The 18908-nt window shown below is 69.2% G+C and carries 18 protein-coding genes; 15 read left to right on the plus strand and 3 right to left on the minus strand.

The window, feature by feature from the left end; genetic code table 11:
• The first annotated feature begins 58 nt into the window (after window positions 1–58).
• The 4 genes from ileS to ndk are packed head-to-tail and all read left to right on the plus strand — an operon-like array spanning window position 59 to window position 5637.
• Window positions 59–3460 carry an isoleucine--tRNA ligase gene (ileS, locus tag MRBLWH11_RS13410; RefSeq protein ID WP_341945219.1) on the plus strand — a complete coding sequence of 1134 codons (3402 nt, stop codon included), beginning with the start codon at window positions 59–61 and terminating at the stop codon, window positions 3458–3460.
• A complete protein-coding gene (locus tag MRBLWH11_RS13415) occupies window positions 3457–4809 on the plus strand; it encodes a folylpolyglutamate synthase/dihydrofolate synthase family protein (RefSeq protein ID WP_341945220.1) in 1353 nt (450 codons plus the stop codon). Before ileS ends, MRBLWH11_RS13415 begins: the two co-directional genes overlap by 4 nt.
• Window positions 4797–5219, plus strand: a complete 423-nt coding sequence (locus MRBLWH11_RS13420; RefSeq protein ID WP_341945221.1) for a DUF4233 domain-containing protein — start codon at window positions 4797–4799, stop codon at window positions 5217–5219. Before MRBLWH11_RS13415 ends, MRBLWH11_RS13420 begins: the two co-directional genes overlap by 13 nt.
• 1 nt (window position 5220) lies before the next feature.
• Window positions 5221–5637 (plus strand): nucleoside-diphosphate kinase, encoded by a 417-nt coding sequence (ndk, locus tag MRBLWH11_RS13425; RefSeq protein ID WP_067120383.1) that lies wholly within the window; start codon window positions 5221–5223, stop codon window positions 5635–5637.
• A gap of 70 nt (window positions 5638–5707) precedes the next feature.
• Here the strand turns inward: ndk and MRBLWH11_RS13430 are convergent, their stop codons facing one another.
• Window positions 5708–6325: a vitamin K epoxide reductase family protein gene (locus MRBLWH11_RS13430; protein WP_341945222.1), complete on the minus strand. Its 618-nt coding sequence runs from the start codon at window positions 6323–6325 to the stop codon at window positions 5708–5710.
• 283 nt (window positions 6326–6608) lie between these two features.
• Between MRBLWH11_RS13430 and MRBLWH11_RS13435 the strand changes: the two genes are divergently transcribed.
• Entirely contained in the window at window positions 6609–9215 is a 2607-nt protein-coding gene (locus MRBLWH11_RS13435; protein WP_341945223.1) for an Rne/Rng family ribonuclease, read from the plus strand.
• Here the strand turns inward: MRBLWH11_RS13435 and MRBLWH11_RS13440 are convergent.
• The gene (locus MRBLWH11_RS13440) at window positions 9177–9446 is read right to left on the minus strand and encodes a DUF4031 domain-containing protein (protein ID WP_116636707.1); all 270 of its coding nucleotides are present in this window, start codon (window positions 9444–9446) and stop codon (window positions 9177–9179) included. The genes MRBLWH11_RS13435 and MRBLWH11_RS13440 overlap by 39 nt on opposite strands.
• Before the next feature lie 213 nt (window positions 9447–9659).
• Here MRBLWH11_RS13440 and rplU point away from each other — a divergent pair, with 213 nt between their 5' ends.
• The 10 genes from rplU (at window position 9660) to MRBLWH11_RS13490 (ending at window position 17135) form a co-directional block, all read left to right on the plus strand.
• Window positions 9660–9968: a 50S ribosomal protein L21 gene (gene rplU, locus MRBLWH11_RS13445; RefSeq protein WP_046012653.1), complete on the plus strand. Its 309-nt coding sequence runs from the start codon at window positions 9660–9662 to the stop codon at window positions 9966–9968.
• 18 nt (window positions 9969–9986) lie between these two features.
• Window positions 9987–10244 (plus strand): 50S ribosomal protein L27, encoded by a 258-nt coding sequence (gene rpmA, locus MRBLWH11_RS13450; RefSeq protein WP_028501603.1) that lies wholly within the window; start codon window positions 9987–9989, stop codon window positions 10242–10244.
• Window positions 10245–10358: 114 nt separating this feature from the next.
• Window positions 10359–11858: a GTPase ObgE gene (obgE, locus tag MRBLWH11_RS13455; protein ID WP_116636706.1), complete on the plus strand. Its 1500-nt coding sequence runs from the start codon at window positions 10359–10361 to the stop codon at window positions 11856–11858.
• Complete coding sequence (gene proB / locus MRBLWH11_RS13460) at window positions 11855–12640, plus strand: glutamate 5-kinase (RefSeq protein ID WP_341945224.1); 786 nt, start codon at window positions 11855–11857, stop codon at window positions 12638–12640. Before obgE ends, proB begins: the two co-directional genes overlap by 4 nt.
• A gap of 9 nt (window positions 12641–12649) precedes the next feature.
• Window positions 12650–13903: a glutamate-5-semialdehyde dehydrogenase gene (locus tag MRBLWH11_RS13465; protein WP_116636704.1), complete on the plus strand. Its 1254-nt coding sequence runs from the start codon at window positions 12650–12652 to the stop codon at window positions 13901–13903.
• A gap of 65 nt (window positions 13904–13968) precedes the next feature.
• Window positions 13969–14193, plus strand: a complete 225-nt coding sequence (locus MRBLWH11_RS13470; protein ID WP_047519875.1) for a hypothetical protein — start codon at window positions 13969–13971, stop codon at window positions 14191–14193.
• Window positions 14194–14199: 6 nt separating this feature from the next.
• Window positions 14200–14805: a nicotinate-nucleotide adenylyltransferase gene (gene nadD / locus MRBLWH11_RS13475; RefSeq protein WP_116636702.1), complete on the plus strand. Its 606-nt coding sequence runs from the start codon at window positions 14200–14202 to the stop codon at window positions 14803–14805.
• Window positions 14802–16064, plus strand: a complete 1263-nt coding sequence (locus MRBLWH11_RS13480) for a hypothetical protein (protein WP_341945225.1) — start codon at window positions 14802–14804, stop codon at window positions 16062–16064. Before nadD ends, MRBLWH11_RS13480 begins: the two co-directional genes overlap by 4 nt.
• Window positions 16064–16444 (plus strand): ribosome silencing factor, encoded by a 381-nt coding sequence (gene rsfS / locus MRBLWH11_RS13485; RefSeq protein ID WP_116636700.1) that lies wholly within the window; start codon window positions 16064–16066, stop codon window positions 16442–16444. Before MRBLWH11_RS13480 ends, rsfS begins: the two co-directional genes overlap by 1 nt.
• Before the next feature lies 1 nt (window position 16445).
• Window positions 16446–17135: an SDR family oxidoreductase gene (locus MRBLWH11_RS13490; RefSeq protein WP_341945226.1), complete on the plus strand. Its 690-nt coding sequence runs from the start codon at window positions 16446–16448 to the stop codon at window positions 17133–17135.
• 6 nt (window positions 17136–17141) lie between these two features.
• Here MRBLWH11_RS13490 and MRBLWH11_RS13495 read toward each other — a convergent pair whose 3' ends face one another.
• Window positions 17142–18797, minus strand: coding sequence for an ABC transporter ATP-binding protein (locus MRBLWH11_RS13495; protein ID WP_341945228.1), 1656 nt, complete (start codon window positions 18795–18797; stop codon window positions 17142–17144).
• Window positions 18798–18908 lie beyond the last annotated feature (111 nt).

An 18908-nucleotide genomic window follows, 5' to 3' on the forward strand; every position in this document is an offset into this window, starting at 1 on the left:
CGGTCCGCGAGGATCGTCCTCGCAGGAGCATCCGCCACGACGATCACTGCGAGACACGATGACCTACCCCCGCCCTTCGACAAGCTCAGGGACCTCCTCCTTCGGCCCCGCCGCCGACTCCGTCGCGCCGAGCCCCCGCTTCCCCCAGATCGAGGAGGAGGTGCTCGACTTCTGGAAGGCCGACGACACCTTCCGCGCCTCGATCGCGCAGCGCGAGGGATCGCCCGAGTGGGTGTTCTACGACGGTCCGCCGTTCGCCAACGGTCTGCCCCACTACGGTCACCTGCTCACGGGTTATGCGAAGGACGTGTTCCCGCGCTTCCAGACCATGACCGGCCACAAGGTCGACCGCGTCTTCGGCTGGGACACCCATGGGCTCCCCGCCGAGCTCGAGGCGATGAAGCAGCTCGGCATCACGGAGAAGAGCGAGATCGAGGCCATGGGCATCGACGTCTTCAACGCGAAGGCGAAGAGCTCGGTGCTGGCGTACACGCACGAGTGGCAGGACTACGTCACCCGTCAGGCCCGCTGGGTCGACTTCGACCGCGGCTACAAGACGCTCGACCTCGGCTACATGGAGAGCGTGCTGTGGGCGTTCAAGACCCTGTACGACAAGGGTCTCGCCTACGAGGGGTACCGGGTGCTCCCGTACTGCTGGCGCGACGAGACGCCGCTCTCGGCGCACGAGCTCCGCATGGACGACGACGTGTACCAGATGCGTCAGGACCCCTCGGTCACGGTCACGTTCCCGCTGACCGGCGCCAAGGCGGAGTCGCTCGGCCTCACCGGCGTGCGGGCCCTCGCCTGGACGACCACGCCCTGGACTCTCCCGACGAACCTCGCGCTCGCCGTGGGACCCGACATCGACTACGTCGTCCTCCCCGCGGGTCCCGCCGGCGCGGCCGACGTGCATCAGACGCCGGGAACGACGGATGCCGCGGTCGAGGCCTCCGCCCACCGCTACCTGCTCGCGCGCGATCTGCTCGGCGGATACGCGAAGGATCTCGGCTACGAGAACGCCGAGGAGGCGCTCGCCGCCGTCGACGCGACCGTCCGCGGCTCCGAGCTGCAGGACGTCACCTACGACCGGCTGTTCGACTACTACGCGGATGCCGAGACCTACGGCACCGAGAACGCCTGGCGCATCCTCGTCGACGACTACGTCACCACAACGGACGGCACCGGCATCGTGCACCAGGCTCCGGCCTTCGGTGAGGACGACCTCCGGGTGGCGGGAGCCGCCGGCATCCCCACGATCCTCTCGCTCGACGACGGCGGTCGCTTCCTCCCGAACGTCACCGACGTCGCCGGGGAGCTCTGGATGGAGGCGAACACGCCGCTCGTCCGGATCATCCGCGACAACGGACGCCTCATCCGTCTGCAGAGCTACGAGCACTCGTACCCGCACTGCTGGCGCTGCCGGAACCCTCTGATCTACAAGGCCGTGTCGAGCTGGTTCATCCGCGTCACGGACATCAAAGACGACATGCTCGCGAACAACGAGCAGATCACCTGGGTGCCGGAGAACGTCAAGCACGGCCAGTTCGGCAAGTGGCTCGAGGGCGCACGCGACTGGTCGATCAGCCGCAACCGCTATTGGGGCTCGCCGATCCCGATCTGGAAGAGCGACGACCCGGAGTACCCGCGCGTCGACGCCTACGGATCGCTGGGGGACCTCGAGCGCGACTTCGGCACGCTGCCGCGCAACCCCGAGGGCGAGATCGACCTGCACCGCCCGTACATCGACGACCTCACCCGCCCGAACCCGGACGACCCCACCGGCAAGAGCACGATGCGCCGCATCGAGGACGTGTTCGACGTGTGGTTCGACTCCGGCTCGATGCCGTACGCGCAGGTGCACTACCCGTTCGAGAACCAGGAGTGGTTCGACTCGCACGCGCCGGCCGACTTCATCGTCGAGTACATCGGGCAGACCCGCGGATGGTTCTACGTCATGCACGTGCTGTCCACCGCGCTCTTCGACCGTCCCGCGTTCACGGGCGTCAGCTGCCACGGCATCGTGCTCGGCAGCGACGGCTACAAGATGTCGAAGTCGCTGCGGAACTACCCGGACGTGTCCGAGGTGCTCGACCGCGACGGCTCCGACGCGATGCGCTGGTTCCTGATGTCGAGCTCCGTTCTGCGCGGCGGCAACCTCGCCGTGACGGAGGAGGGGATCCGCGCCGGCGTCCGCGAGTTCCTGCTGCCGCTGTGGAACTCCTGGTACTTCTTCGCGACGTATGCCAACGCTTCGGGCCCGGACGGGTACGAGGCGTCGTGGCGCACCGACTCCACGGATGTGCTCGACCGCTACATCCTGGCGCGCCTGGGCGACCTCGTGCGCGAGGTGCGCTCCGACCTGGAAGGCCTCGACTCGACGACGGCATCCGCTCGTCTGCGCGACTTCGCCGAGGTCCTGACGAACTGGTACATCCGGCGCTCGCGCGACCGGTTCTGGGTCGGCGTGACCGACGACCCGAAGAGCCGGGAGGCCTTCGACACGCTCTACACGGTGCTGGAGACGCTGACCCGCGTCGCCGCCCCGCTCGTGCCGCTGGTCAGTGAGCGCGTCTGGCAGGGGCTCACCGGCGGCCGCAGCGTGCACCTGCAGGACTGGCCGGACGCCGCCGCGTTCCCGGCAGCCGACGACATCCGCGATGCGATGGATGCCGTGCGCGAGCTCTCCAGCGTCGGAAACGCGCTCCGCAAGAAGGAGAAGTTGCGAGTGCGCCTGCCGCTGGCCCGCCTCACGGTCGTGTCGCCGCAGGCCGCGTCGCTCGGGCAGTTCGAGGACATCCTCCGCGAGGAGCTCAACGTCAAGGCGGTCGAGCTGGTGACGCTCGCCGAGAGCACGGCCGCCGACTACGGCATCACGCACCGCCTCAGTGTGAATGCCCGAGCGGCCGGTCCGCGTCTGGGCAAGAACGTCCAGACGGTGATCAAGGCGGCGAAGGCCGGCGACTGGTCGCAGGTCGACGGTGTGGTGACCGCCGGCGGGCTGGCTCTGGAGCCTTCCGAGTACGAACTCGCGCTGGAGACCACCGGTCGACCCGAGGGCGAGGCACTCGCCATCGTGCCGTCGGGCGGCTTCGTGCTGCTCGACACGCAGACCACGCCGCAGCTCGAGGCGGAGGGGCTCGCCAGAGATGCGATCCGTGTCGTCCAGGAGGCGCGCAAGAACGCGGGCCTCGACGTCAGCGACCGCATCGTCCTCGCGCTCAACGCCGCACCGGAGCACGCCGCGGCGCTCGAGGAGCACGCGGAGCTGATCGCGGCCGAGACGCTCTCGGTGGCGTTCGCCGTGCAGGCGACGGAGGAGATGGAGACGCTGGTGGATGACGTGACCAGTCCGGGTGACGGGGTCTTCCGCTCCGGCGCCCGCGCGCTCGGCGCCACGAAGGCACCGATCATCGTGACCATCGATGCCACGGCGGTCGTCAGCGGAAAGGCGGCGTCATGAGCGATCGCGAACGGGCCGACGCGGTCTACGAGGCCCTGCTGAGTCGTGCGGGGGAGCGCTGGGTGCAGCCGCGCAAGGAGCGCACCGCGCGCATCCTCGCCTTCCTCGACGACCCGCAGCGGACGTACCGGGTCGTGCACATCACGGGCACGAACGGCAAGACCTCGACCGCGCGGATGATCGAGAGCCTCCTGCGGGCCCATGACCTGCGCACGGGCCTGTTCACGAGTCCGCATCTGGAGCGCTTCACCGAGCGCATCATGATCGACGGTGAGCCGATCGACGATGCCGCGGTCGCCGACGCCTGGGACGAGATCGAGCCGTTCGTCGACATCGTCGACGCCGAGCTCGAGGCCGCAGGCGACGCGCCCCTCACCTTCTTCGAGCTGCTCACCGTCCTGGCCTTCGTGGCCGCGGCGGATGCGCCGATCGACGTGCTCGTGCTCGAGGTCGGCATGGGCGGCGAGTGGGACTCGACGAACACCGCAGACGGCGACGTCGCGGTCTTCGCTCCGATCGACATCGATCACGCGGATCGGCTCGGGAACACGATCGCCGAGATCGCCCAGGTCAAGGCCGGCATCATCAAGGAGGGCGCCGCCGTGGTGTCGGCTCAGCAGCCGCCGGAGGCCGCCGAGGTGCTGCGACGCGTCGCAGCCGAGCGCCACGCGACGATCGCGTTCGAGGGCGAGGAGTTCGGACTCGTCGACCAGAAGCTCGCCGTCGGCGGACAGCTCCTCTCGATCCGCGGTCTGGCGGGGGAGTACGTCGAGGAGTACCTGCCTCTCTACGGCGCCCACCAGGGCCACAACGCCGCTCTCGCCGTCGCGGCGGTCGAGTCGCTCATCGGCGGCGGCACCCAGCGCATCGCCGCCGAGGTCATCACCGACGGCCTGCAGGGCGCCACCTCACCGGGGCGCCTGCAGCTGCTCGGCATCGCCCCGACCGTCGTCGTCGATGCCGCCCACAACCCGCACGGCGCGAAGGCGCTCGCGCAGGCGCTCGACGACAGCTTCGACTTCGACGAGTGGGGCCTCGTGCTCGGCGTGCTCTCCGACAAGGACGCCGCGGGCATCATCGCGCAGCTCGCTCCGGCGGCGGCGCACGTGTTCGCCACAGCACCCGACTCCGACCGGGCGAGCGATGCGGATGCCATCGCCGACCTGGTCGAGCAGGCGGGTCACCGCGCCACCGTGCATCACTCCCTGGCCGACGCCGCCGACGCCGCGCGCGAATGGGCGGCATCGTCGGACCGTCGCGCCGTGGTCATCGCCGGATCCGTCGTGCTGGCCGGCGAGGCCATCGCCCTCGCCGAAGAAGAGGACTGGAAGTCGGGGTGGCGCGCGTGAGTGCGGATGCCGCGCCCGCCCGCCGGCCTCGTCCGCCGCGCACGCTCGTGCAGAAGCTCGCACCGATCGTGCTGGGCTTCGAGGCGATCGTGGTGTTCCTCGCCGGACTCACGATCTTCGGCCTGAAGGCTCTCCCCACCGGCATCGAGCCCTGGTGGGCGATCGTCGCCGGTGCGGTCGTCGGTCTGGCGTGCATCGCCGTCGCCGGCATGATCACCAAGCCGTGGGCGATCGCTGCAGGCTGGGTCATCCAGGTCGTCATCGCGCTGGCGGCGTTCCTCGAACCGGCCATCCTGCTCGTCGTCCTGATTTTCGGCGGCATGTGGGCGTATGCGACGATCATGGGGGCCCGCCTGGACGCACGACGTCCCGCCGAGCCCTCGACCGAGACTCAGACAGAGAGTGAATGACATGGCCACCGAAGAAACACTCGTCCTCGTCAAGCCCGACGGCGTCGCCCGCGGCCTCACCGGAGCGATCCTGGCGCGCATCGAGGCGAAGGGCTACGCGCTCGTCGACATCCGCCTCGTCGAGCCGGACCGCGACCTCCTCGCCGCGCACTACGCCGAGCACGAGGGCAAGCCCTTCTACGAGCCGCTGCTCGAGTTCATGCTCTCCGGCCCGTCGGTCGCGATCCGTCTCGCGGGCAACCGCGTGATCGAGGGCTTCCGCTCGCTCGCCGGCACCACCGACCCGACCACGGCTGCGCCCGGCACGATCCGCGGCGACTTCGGTCGCGACTGGGGCCTGAAGGTGCAGCAGAACCTCGTGCACGGCTCCGACAGCCCCGAGTCCGCCGCGCGCGAACTCGGCATCTGGTTCGACTGAGACCACGTACGACGAAGCCCGCCGGAGGATCCTCGGATCCCGGCGGGCTTCGTCGTCCGTGCGGTGCGAATCAGGAGATCATGCCGATGACCTCGCCGAGGAGGTCGAGACCGCGGAGCTGCACGAGCAGGATGATGACGGCGTAGGCGAGGATCGTCGCCAGCGGAACCCAGACCATGAGGCGGTTCGCCCGCTCCTGGACCTTCTCGTTGCCGGTGAACGTCCCGTTGCGCGTGAGATGGAGCATGGTCGCGAAGAACGTCGGGATCGTGACCGACCAGGTGAGCATGCACCAGGGGCACAGCACGCCGAGGTTCGGAGCGTAGAGGCTCTGACCGATGAGCCAGCAGACGAAGACGAAGGCGAGGAGGACCCCTGCCCCGAACGTCGCCCAGAACCACCGGGGGAAGCGCGCTCCGGCCAGGAGTGCCACGCCCACGAAGATCGGGGCCATCCAGCCCGCGATGCCGAGGATCGGATTCGGGAAGCCGAACAGCTCGCCCTGCCAGGAGTCGAGGTTCTTGCCGCATTGGATCATCACGCTGACGTTGCAGCTGAGATCGGCCTCCGGATTCGCCAGCTGGATGAACTTGTCCATCGTCAGCTGGAAGGCGGCGAACCAGCCGATGACGCCGGCGATGATCAACCAGACGGCGTAGACCACGGGGCGGGTGCGCTGCTCGCTCATATCGGGATTATCTCAGTGACGGCTATGGATGCGACGAGAACAGGCCGGAGAAAACGCGGGCTCGACGGTGGGATGCCGTATTCCACGCGACTTGGTGCGATAATGGCCTGTGATGCGATGGACGGCGCCGCCGTCACGCGCATCGACGCAGACTTCGGGGCCCCATGGCCCCACGCGATCAGAGCCATGAGCCGGTCGCACTTCGATTGAGTTCGCGGCACCCGCGGGTGTCGCATGAGATTTCGCGGAGCACCTGGTGCTCTGCGCAGGGAGCAAGCCAGAGATGGCCGATGAGAACAATGACAACAACGTCCCTACCCTCGACACCTCGGCTGACGCCGCGGAGTCTCTGACGGAGTCGACGGCTTCCGAGACTGACGCGACGCCCGAGGGCGAGGCGGCCGAGCAGGCCGCGCCGGCGGAGGCGCCGACCATCGACGAGCCGCACACCGACGAGCCGATCATCGACTCAGAGGCCGTTGCTGTCGCGGTCGCCGAGGCCGAGATCGCCGCGGACGAGGCTGACGGTGGAGCATCCGCTGCGGGCGTCGACGAGACGTCCGTCGCCGAGGCGACGCCGGTCGAGGACGAGACCGTCGATGCGCCGGAGGACGACGCCGAGGTGATCGCCGAGGCCCTCGTCGCCTCCAGCCTCGAGATCGAGTCGGACGTGAAGCCCGCTGATGACGCTGAGCTCCCGGCGGAGCCGGCGGCCGAGACCGAGACGAAGGCGGCCGAGGAGACGAAGCCGGCTGAGGAGCCCGAGGTCGCAGCACCCGTGACCGCGGTGTCGCTGGGCCTGCTGCCCGAGGTGTTCGTCTCCCAGGTCTCCACCCAGCTGCACTTCTACGCGCCCGAGATCGTGCCGCTCCCGGCGCGCCCCGAGCGCAACGAGCGCATCTTCGACCGTATCGCCGAGCGCGACCAGGACGAGCCGGCATCCGGCCGCCGAGGACGCCGCCGTCGCGGCGGTTCCGAAGGCGATGACCAGCGGGACGAGCCTCGTCCGCGTCAGCGCGTCGTCGAGTACATCACCGAGCCGAAGGCCATCAAGGGCTCGACGCGTCTCGAGGCGAAGAAGCAGCGCCGCCGCGACGGGCGTGACGCAGGTCGTCGTCGCCCGGTCGTGACCGAGGCCGAGTTCCTCGCCCGGCGCGAGTCGGTCGATCGCAAGATGGTCGTCCGCGCCAAGAACGGCCGCACGCAGATCGGCGTCCTCGAGGACGGCGTCCTCGTCGAGCACTACGTCGCCCGCAACCAGGACGCGTCGCTGATCGGCAACGTGTACCTCGGCCGCGTGCAGAACGTCCTCCCCAGCATGGAAGCCGCGTTCGTCGACATCGGCCGCGGCCGCAACGCCGTGCTGTACTCCGGCGAGGTCGACTGGGACGGCGTCGAGACCGGCAACCAGCCGCGTCGCATCGAGCTCGCTCTCAAGCCGGGCGACCGCGTGCTCGTGCAGGTCACGAAGGACCCGATCGGGCACAAGGGTGCTCGCCTGACCAGCCAGATCTCGCTTCCCGGCCGCTACCTCGTGTACGTGCCGGGCGGCTCGATGAACGGCATCAGCCGCAAGCTTCCCGACAACGAGCGCGCCCGTCTGAAGCGCATCCTCAAGGAGGTGCTGCCCGAGTCGTCCGGTGTGATCGTCCGTACCGCCGCCGAGGGGGCCACCGAGGACCAGCTGACGCGCGACGTGCAGCGTCTCACCGCGCAGTGGGAGCACATCCGGAAGCAGGTCGAGAACCAGCAGGCGCCGGCCCTCCTGCACGCGGAGCCGGACCTGCTCGTCAAGATCGTCCGGGATGTCTTCAACGAGGACTTCACGAAGATGCTCATCCAGGGCGACGAGTCGCAGCGCACCATCCGCGCGTACCTCGAGAGCGTCGCTCCCGACCTGCTCGAGCGGGTCGAGGCCTACGAGGACGAGACAGACCCGTTTGACGCGTTCCGCATCACCGAGCAGATCGAGAAGGCGCTGGACCGCAAGGTCTGGCTGCCCTCCGGCGGCTCGCTCGTGATCGACCGCACCGAGGCCATGACGGTCGTCGACGTCAACACCGGCAAGTTCGTCGGCTCGGGCGGAAACCTCGAGGAGACGGTCACCAAGAACAACCTCGAGGCCGCGGAGGAGATCGTCCGCCAGCTGCGTCTGCGCGACATCGGCGGCATCATCGTCGTCGACTTCATCGACATGGTCCTCGAGTCCAACCGCGACCTCGTGCTGCGTCGCCTGATCGAGTGCCTGAGCCGCGACCGGACGAAGCACCAGGTCGCCGAGGTCACATCGCTCGGTCTCGTGCAGATGACGCGCAAGAAGCTCGGCCTGGGCCTGCTGGAGACCTTCAGCGAGGCCTGCGAGGTCTGCGCCGGTCGCGGTGTCATCGTGCACCACGACCCGGTCGTCAAGCACCGCTCCAACGGCAACGATCGCAGCAACGGGAACGGGAACGGCAACAGCCAGGGCAACCGCCGCCAGCGCGGCGGGGGCAACGGCCAGAGCCAGAGCGCGCCGCCCGCGCCGAACGTCACGCACAGCATTCCCGAGGGCGCCAAGTCGGCGCTCGCGCAGATCGCCGCGTCGACCCTGGCGCCGAGCATCGAGCCGGTCGAGATCGCCGCGGATGCCGGTTCGGCCGAGGCGGCGCAGAGCGCTGCGCCGGAGCGCGCGAAGAAGCCGAGGAAGAAGCGCGGCTCCGACCGCAAGGCGCCCAAGTCGCCGGCGGAGGCGCTGCTCGACTCGGTTCTCGACGCGCTGCCAGAGCCCAAGGCTCCCGGTCAGGGCCGAGGACGTCGTCGCGTGAGCACGGCCGCGCTCACCGGTACCCCGGTGTCGGTCAACAACGACGCGTCAGCGGCGCCGGTCGCGTCCGCGGACACGGAGTCCTGAGGCGATCAGTCGTCGCACCAGCTCTTTGCCCGCGACGTGCTCGGCGCCCCCGGCGATGAGCCGGGGGACCAGGTCGGCGGGAACGTCGTAGTGATCCAGGTCGAAGGCGCGCGCGGGGACGTCGTGCGCCTTCGCGAAGGCGTGCAGCTCGTCGAGATCGGCGTCGCTCACCAGGTGGGCCCAGAGGCGCCCGTGCGCGGGCCAGAGCGGGTCGTCGACGAGTACGGTCATCCCGCAAGCCTAGGACGCGGACACGCCACCCGGCTCGCTTTGCGACACCGCTCCGCATCCGGTAAAGTAGTCCCTTGGTGCGTATGCCGTCCCGTCCTCGTCGGTCGGAGCGGAGAGCCTTGCTTTCGCACTCGTCGTCCTGCGACGCATGCAAGCAACAGTCTTCCCGTGAGATTCTCGGAGCCGCGTGCTCCCCAACGAAACAGGTATGAAGTGGTTTACGCAGTAGTGCGCGCCGGTGGGCGGCAGGAGAAGGTCGAGGTCGGCACGATCGTTCAGCTCGACCGTGTCAAGGCTGCCCAGGGCGAGAAGATCGAGCTTGCCGCTGTGCTGCTCGTCGACGGCGCCACGGTGACCACCGACGCTGACAAGCTGGCGAAGGTCAAGGTCACGGCCGAGGTCATCGGCAACCTCCGCGGCCCGAAGATCATCATCCAGAAGTACAAGAACAAGACCGGCTACAAGAAGCGTCAGGGCCACCGCCAGGAGCTCACGCGCGTCAAGATCACCGGCATCAAGTAAGACCGAGGAGACCAGGACATGGCACATAAAAAGGGCGCAAGCTCCACCCGCAACGGTCGTGACTCCAACGCTCAGCGACTTGGCGTCAAGCGCTTCGGCGGTCAGCAGGTCCTCGCCGGCGAGATCATCGTCCGCCAGCGCGGCACGCACTTCCACCCCGGCGTGAACGTCGGCCGTGGTGGCGACGACACGCTGTTCGCTCTGGCCGCCGGTGCGGTCCAGTTCGGCGCGAAGGGCGGCCGCAAGGTCGTCAACATCGTCGCCGCTGCTGAGTGATCTCAGCGCGACACTAGTCATCCGGACGGGGCGGGCTTCGGCTCGCCCCGTCCGTGTATCTGCCCGCCGGGACTTCGGCGGGCAGCACAGATTCAAACAGGAGGAGATCGAGACATGGTCACGTTCGTCGACACCGTGACGCTGCACCTGCGTGCGGGCAAGGGCGGCAACGGCTGTGTCTCGGTCCACCGCGAGAAGTTCAAGCCTCTCGGAGGCCCGGACGGCGGCAACGGCGGTGATGGCGGAGACGTCGTGCTGGTCGCCGACCCGCAGACCGGCACCCTGCTGTCGTACCACCACTCGCCGCATCGCAGCTCCGGCAACGGCGGACCCGGCATGGGCGATCACCGCTCGGGGTTCCTGGGCGAGACGCTGGAACTGCCCGTTCCCGTCGGCACCGTCGTGAAGAACACGGCCGGCGAGGTCCTGATCGACATGATCGAGCCGGGGGAGCGCTTCGTCGTCGCCGCCGGAGGTCAGGGAGGCCTCGGGAACGCGGCCCTCGCGACCCCGAAGCGCAAGGCGCCCGGTTTCGCCCTGCTCGGCACTCCCGGGTACGAGGGCGATGTCGTCCTCGAGCTGAAGACCGTCGCCGACATCGCACTCGTCGGCTACCCGTCCGCCGGCAAGTCGAGCCTGATCGGTGCGATCTCCGCCGCCCGGCCCAAGATCGCGGACTACCCTTTCACCACGCTGCACCCGAACCTCGGTGTCGTGCAGTCGGAGGACTTCCGTTACACGGTCGCCGACGTCCCCGGGCTCATCGAGGGCGCGAGCGAGGGGCGCGGTCTCGGCCTCGAGTTCCTTCGCCATGTCGAGCGCTGCACCGCCCTGCTGCACGTTCTCGACTGTGCGACGCTCGAGCCGGGCCGCGACCCGATCTCCGACCTCGACGTGATCCTGGCGGAGCTCGGGGCATACGAGGTCCCCGAGGGACAGACGCCGCTCCTCGAGCGTCCGCAGATCATCGCCCTGAACAAGATCGACGTGCCGGAGGCGCGCGACCTCGCAGAGATGGTGCGCCCCGACCTGGAGGCACGCGGCTTCCGCGTCTTCGAGATCTCCACGGTCTCGCACGAGGGGCTGCGTCCGCTCACCCTGGCCCTCGGCGAGCTCGTCGAGAAGCACCGGGCCGAGGCGGTCATCGCGCCGCCGAAGGAGCGCGTCGTCATCCGCCCTCGCGGCTCGAAGAAGGAGTTCTCGATCCGCGTCGAGGGCGGCACCTACGGCAACGTGTACCGCATCCTCGGCGAGAAGCCGGTGCGCTGGGTCCAGCAGACCGACTTCCAGAACGAGGAGGCCGTGGGCTACCTCGCGGACCGGCTCGAGAAGCTCGGCGTCGAAGACGAGCTCTTCCGCGTGGGCGCCGTGCAGGGGTCCACCGTCGTGATCGGCGAGGCCGACAGCATCGTGTTCGACTGGGAGCCGACGATGAGCTCGGCCGCCGAGCTGATGGCTGCGCCCCGTGGAACCGACCCGCGCCTCGCGCCGAACGATCGGCGCACCACGTCGGAGCGTCGCGCCACATACTACGAGCGCATGGACGCCAAGGCCGCTGCACGTGCGGAGGTGGAGGCCCAGCGCCTCGCGGCATACCGCGAGGAGGGCGAGTGACCGCTCGCACCCGCGCCGATCTCGCCACCGCCTCCCGCATCGTCGTGAAGGTGGGGTCCTCGTCCATCAGCGGGGAGTCGTCCTGGCGCATCCCGGTGCTGGTCGAGGCTCTCGCCGCCGCGCACGCCCGCGGCGCCGAGGTCGTCCTGGTCTCCTCGGGCGCCATCGCCACCGGCATCCCCTTCCTGCGTCTCGACGCACGCCCCACCGATCTCGCGACGCAGCAGGCGGCCGCGGCCGTGGGGCAGAACATCCTCGTCTACCGCTACCAGGAGTCGCTGCGTCCCTTCGACATCGTCGCGGGACAGGTGCTGCTCACGACCGGCGACCTGGAGCACCCGACCTCGCGATCGAACGCCCGCCGCGCGATGGAGCGGCTGCTCGGCCTGCGCATCCTCCCCATCGTCAACGAGAACGACACCGTGGCGACGCAGGAGATCCGCTTCGGCGACAACGACCGGCTCGGCGCCCTCGTCGCGCAGCTGATCGAGGCGGACGCGCTCATCCTGCTCAGCGACATCGAGTCGCTCTACACGAAGCCGCCGTCCGATCCCGGAGCGGAGCCGATCGACATCGTCGCACCGGATGCCGACCTCGCCGGGCTCGAGTTCGGCGCGACGGTCGTGAACAGCGTCGGAACCGGGGGAGCGGCGACCAAGGTCTCCGCCGCGCGTCTCGCCGCGGCATCCGGCATCGGCGTCCTGGTGACCAGCGCCGACCTGGTGGACAAGGCCCTCACCGGCGCTGAAATAGGAACCTGGTTCGAACCGGCCATCTCCTAAACTGATCGGATGACCGACCAGACCCCGCAGGTGCGCCTGGAGCGCGCCAAGGAGGCGTCTCGCGCCACTGCCGCCCTCACCAGCGACGACAAGGTGCGCGCCCTCGAATCGATCGCCGTGGCGCTCGAGCAGAACAGCGCCCGCATCATCGAGGCGAACGCCCGCGACATCGAGCGCGGCCGCGCCGACGGCATCGGCGAGTCGCTCATCGACCGGCTGCGGCTCGACGAGAAGCGCGTCGCCGCCCTCGCCGCCGCGGTGCGCCAGGTCTCCTCGCTTCCGGATCCGGTCGGCCGCGTCGTGGGTGGGCACCGCATGCCGAACGGCGTGGCTCTGGAGCAGGTTCGCGTGCCCTTCGGCGTGGTCGGAGCGATCTACGAGGCGCGTCCCAATGTGACGGTCGACATCGCCGCTCTCGCCCTGCGATCGGGCAACGCCGTCGTGCTGCGTGGCGGAAGCGCGGCGCGCGAGTCGAACACGGTGCTGGTCGAGGTCATGCGCGACGCGCTCGAGGGCGCCGGAGTCACGGCAGAGGCGATCCAGACCGTCGACGACTTCGGGCGCGAAGGCGCGAAGGCGCTCATGAACGGCCGGGGCTTCATCGATGTCCTCGTGCCGCGGGGGAGCGCCGGGCTGATCGAGACCGTCGTCACCGAGTCGACGGTCCCGGTGATCGAGACGGGCGCGGGCAACGTCCACATCCTGCTCGACGAGACCGCTCCCGACGACTGGGCGCGTGACATCGTGGTGAACGCCAAGGTGCAGCGTCCGAGCGTGTGCAACGCGGTCGAGACCGTGCTCGTGCACCGGCAGGCCGCGCCGCGACTGATCCCGCTCGTCGCCAGTGCGCTGCAGAGCGAGGGCGTCGCGATCCACGGAGACGACGTCGTCGCCGGCCTCGTGTCGAACGTGATCCCCGCGACGGAGGAGGACTGGGCCACCGAGTACCTGAGCCTCGACATCGCGATGAAGGTCGTCGATTCGCTCGACGAGGCGCTCGACCACATCCGCCGCTACAGCACGGGTCACACCGAGTCGATCGTCACGACCGACACGCGCAATGCGGAGCGCTTCCTCGCGGAGGTCGACTCCGCCGTGGTCATGGCCAACGCATCCACCCGCTTCACCGACGGAGGCGAGTTCGGGTTCGGTGCGGAGGTCGGCATCTCGACACAGAAGCTGCACGCTCGCGGCCCGATGGGGCTCTCCGAGCTGACCAGCACGAAGTGGCTCGCGCGTGGATCGGGTCAGACCCGCGGCTGAGGGCTAGACTGGGGGACGCTGTCCCGCTCAGGATCCCGAAGAGCACGCCACGAAACGGAGTCACGATGAACCTCGTCGCACAGATCGCGATGGCCGCCGCCGAAACCGAGCACCACGGTAACGTCGCGCTCGAGACGGTGATCTTCGGAGTCATCGCTGCGATCGTGTTCGCGTTCCTGGCGCTCGTGACGCTCTCGTACAAGAACGTCGCCAACCGTCATTCGGCGAAGGCCGAGGCCTGGGCCGCGAAGCACGGCAAGGACGGACACGAGGCAGGACACGGCCACTAGGCCCTTATGGACACTGCTGCGACCACGCGCACCCCGCGCATCGGCGTGATGGGCGGAACGTTCGACCCCATCCATCACGGCCACCTGGTCGCCGCGAGCGAGGTCGCGCACTCCTTCGACCTCGACGAGGTGGTGTTCGTCCCGACCGGCCACCCGTGGCAGAAGTCCGACGTCACCCCCAGCGAGCACCGCTATCTGATGACGGTGATCGCGACGGCATCCAACCCCCGATTCACGGTGAGCCGCGTCGACATCGACCGCGAGGGACCGACCTACACGATCGACACGCTCCGCGATCTGAAGCGCGACCGGCCCGACGCGGAGCTCTTCTTCATCACCGGAGCGGACGCCGTAGCGCAAATTCTCAGTTGGAGGGACCATGATGAGTTGTGGGAGTTGGCCCACTTCGTCGCGGTCTCTCGCCCAGGACACGTTCTGAGCACCGACGGCCTCCCGAGCGACAACGTCAGCCAACTGGAGGTACCGGCACTGTCGATCTCATCGACGGTCTGCCGTGAACGCGTTCGCGACGATCAGCCGGTCTGGTACCTGGTCCCCGACGGAGTCGTTCAGTACATCGCGAAGCATCATCTGTATCGGAGCAAGGCATGAGTACTTCGGATCAGCCGGATCACGGTCCGCTGACGCGCAAGCAGCTGCGGGAGATCCGCCTGACGGGGTCGACCCCCGTGATCACCCCGGAAGAGGCGGCAGCCGTCGCCGAGGCCGCCCCGCCGGCGCCGCCCCTGCCCCGCGCCGCAGAGCCGGTGCAGGTCCCGTCCGCCCCGACGGATGCCGTCGACGGCGCGGGAGCCCCGCTGACGCGCCGTCAGGTCCGCGAGCAGGAGCGCCTCAAGACCGGCGCCGTCTCCGTCGGCGAGACCGACGCCCCTGCCGTCGATGACGCGCCTGCCTCTGATGCTGCCGTCGTCGAGCCCGAGGTCATCGAGCCCGAGGTCATCGAGCCCGAGGCGGTCGCACCGGCGATCGCGCAGCCTGAGGTCGTCGAACCCGAAGCCGCCGCACCCGAGGCCGTCGAGCAGCCTGCTCCGGCGTCGTCCGGCATCGTGTCCGGTCTGCCCGACTTCTCCGCTCCCGCGCCGGTCGATGCCCCGGCCGACACGGCAGGCGACGACGACGACATCGACGACGAGATCGTGGTAGAGCCGGTCCGCGCCTCCGATGCGTCCGACAGCGTGGGCGTCGTCCCGCTCGACGTCCTCGAGGAGCCGGCGGAGGCCGAGCGACAGGACGACGTCGCCGCGGTCCTCGGGTTCTCGCCCGAGCCGCAGGACGCCACGGCCGACGACGACGTGCTCGCCGACGTCGATGACGCGGACGACGACGATGTCGTCGAGGATCCTCGCCCGACCGTCAACCCCGCATTCGGCGAGGGCGTCCTGACGGATGCTCCCGACGTGCATGCTCCGTTCCGCCCTTCGTTCGACGAGCTGCTCACCGTGGGCGACTCCACGGGGTCGCAGCATTCCGCTCCCAACGCGCTGATCTTCACCCCGTCCGCGGGGGAGGGCTCGCTGTCCGGTCCCGTCGCCTCGACCGGCGAGATCCTGGTGACCGGCTCGTACGAGCTCCCCAAGGGCCTCGGCTCGCAGGGCCACGCGCACGGGACGACCGACGGCAAGGACGTCGACGCCGTGCTGATCGACGGCGAGCTGCCGCCGGCATCCTCTCCCACGCCGATCGCCGCGAGCGCCGCGGTCAGCACCATCAAGCCCGCGGGCGAAGTCATCCGTCCGCCCGCCCCCGAAAAGGGCAACCGACTCTTGCTCATCCTGGCCATCGTCGCCGGAGGTCTCGCCCTCGCGGTGGGTACTGCCGTCATCGTCGCCTTCTCAACGAATGTGTTCTGATGCAATCACCTGAAACCGCCGAAGAGATGCTGCGCCTCGCAGCACAAGCCGCCATCGACAAGGGCGGTGAGGATCTCGTCGCGCTCAACGTGTCGGAGCCGCTGCCGCTCGTCGACATCTTCCTGCTCGTCACCGGAAACAGCGAGCGCAACGTCGCCGCCATCGCCGACGAGATCGAGGACCGGCTGATCGAGTCGGGGCACAAGCGCGTCCGCCGCGAGGGACGCGCCGAGGCGCGCTGGGTGCTCCTCGACTTCGGCGACCTGATCGTCCACGTCTTCCACCAGGAGGAGCGGGTCTACTACGGTCTCGAGCGCCTCTGGAAGGACTGCCCCGTGGTCCCGATCGACGTCGCCGAGCCGGCTGCGGATCGTCCCTGACGTGCAGACGCACCTGATCACCGGTGCGGGCTCCGGCATCGGCGCTGTCGTCGCGCGTCGGCTGCTCGATCGCGGAGATCAGGTCGTCGCGGTCGCGAGAGACGTCGGTCGCGCCCGCGAGATCGTGGCGGAGCTTCCCGGTGCCTCGACGCTGGTCGCGGATCTCGCGAACCCCGGCCGCATCTCCTGGGCGCTCTCGAAGCAGCACCTGCCGGAGCGCATCGACTCGCTGCTGCACGTGGCGGGCGTCGTCGACCTCGGCACGGTGGCCGACCTTCCACCGGCACTGTGGGAGCAGCAGCTGGCCGTGAACCTCGTCGCACCCGCCGAGCTCACGAGGCTCCTCCTCCCGGTGCTGCGCGTGACGCGCGGACAGGTGGTGTTCGTCAACTCGGGCGCCGGCCTGCATGCACACGCCGGATGGGCGGCATACGCCGCGTCGAAGCACGGACTCAAGGCGCTGGCCGACGCCCTGCGGGCGGAAGAGGCCGAGCACGGTGTGCGCGTCACCTCGATCTTCCCCGGACGGACCGCCACGCCGATGCAGGAACGCGTGCACCAGCAGGAAGGCAGCGAGTACGTGCCTGAGCGCTTCATCAGCGCGGATGCCGTCGCGACGACCGTCCTCACCGCACTCGATCTGCCGCGTGACGCGCAGATCACCGACCTGACGGTGCGTCCGGGCGTCTGAGCCCGGTCACGCCGTCAGACGCGTCCTCCGGGAGAGCATCCCTCGCTCGGCGCGCGTCTGCGGAGGGATCGCCGAGAGCAGCGAGCGCGTGTACGGGTGCGTCGGGTTCCGATAGACCTCTTCCGTGTCGCCGATCTCGACCATGTGCCCGAGGTACATCACGGCGACGCGGTCGGCGATGTGGCGCACGAGCGACAGATCGTGCGCGATGAAGACGATGGACATGCCGAGGCGCTCTCGCAGGTCGCAGAGCAGGTCGATGATCTGCGCGCGGATCGACACGTCGAGCGCGGAGACCGGCTCGTCGCACACCAGGACGTCGGGGTCGAGGGCGAGAGCGCGGGCGATGCCGATGCGCTGGCGCTGGCCGCCGGAGAACTGATGCGGGAAGCGCGAGGCCATCTCCGGGGTGAGCCCCACGAGCTCGAGCAGCTCGGCGACGCGGTCGCGTCGGCTCGCCGGACTCCCGGTGCGCGTGGCGGCGAGAGGCTCGGCGATGATCTGCTGGACGGTCATCCTCGGATTCAGCGACATGTACGGGTCCTGGAACACCATCTGCACGCCGCGACGCAGGATCCTGCGGTCGCGCAGTCGGCCTCGGGTCACGTCCTCGTCGCGGTAGCGCAGGGTGCCGGCATCCGGGGAGTCGAGGCCGACCAGCATCCGCGCCAGCGTCGACTTGCCGCTGCCGGACTCCCCGACGATCGCGAGGATCTCTCCGCTGCGCAGCTGGAGGTCGACACCGGCGACGGCGGCCACGCGATGCGCCCGACGCCCGCTCCCGGATCGGAAGGTGCGTTCGAGACCGCGTCCGTCGAGGATCGGCGTCGAGCCGTCGTCCTCCACCGCGGCGCTCACGTCCTGCGGCACGGCGTTCAACAGCTGCAGGGTGTACGGATGCTGGGGGCGGGTGAGGACGTCGTCGGCCCTGCCGGCCTCGACGATGCGTCCCGTGCGCATGACGGCGACGTGATCGGCGACCTCCATCACGACGCCGAGGTCATGGGTGATCAGCAGGATCCCCATCCCCAGCCGATCGCGCAGCGAGAGCAGCAGATCGAGGATCTGCGCCTGCACCGTGACGTCGAGCGCGGTCGTCGGCTCGTCGGCGATGATCAGGTCGGGCTCGAGGGCGATCGCCATCGCGATCAGGATGCGCTGTCGCTGACCGCCGGAGAACTGATGCGCGTAGTCGTGCACGCGCTTCTCGGGCGTGGGGATGCCGACCAGCGTCAGGAGCTCGACCGCGCGCACCAGTGCGGCACGGCGGCTGTCCGGTCGGTGCGCGCGGATGAGGTCGACGATCTGATCGCCGATGCTGAGCACCGGGTTGAGGGCGGAGAGCGCGTCCTGCATGACGAGACTGACCTTGACGCCGCGCAGGCGGCGATGCTGCTCGGGGGAGAGGGCGAGCAGGTCGGTGGAGCCGAGCGTCATGCTGGTCGCCTCGACCTCGCCGTTGTCGATCAGACCCATGATCGCCCGTGCGGTCATGGACTTCCCCGACCCGGACTCGCCGAGCAGGGCGAAGACCTCGCCACGGCGCACCGTGACGTCGATGTCGTCGACCACGCGGTTCGGACGCCCATCGGTGGACAGCGTGACTGTGAGCCCGCGGACGTCGAGGACGACGCCGTTCTCCGGCGCTGACGTGTTCTCCATGCTTGCCATCATGCCAGGAGAGTACCCCCGAATTGTTTCGAACAGGAAACATCTCAGCCGAATTTGTTCAGCAAGGTTGACATTTGCGCCGAAATCATCGAGATTCGAGGA

Origin of the sequence: Microbacterium sp. LWH11-1.2 (genome assembly GCF_038397745.1) — a bacterium.
Classification (GTDB): Bacteria; Actinomycetota; Actinomycetes; order Actinomycetales; family Microbacteriaceae; genus Microbacterium.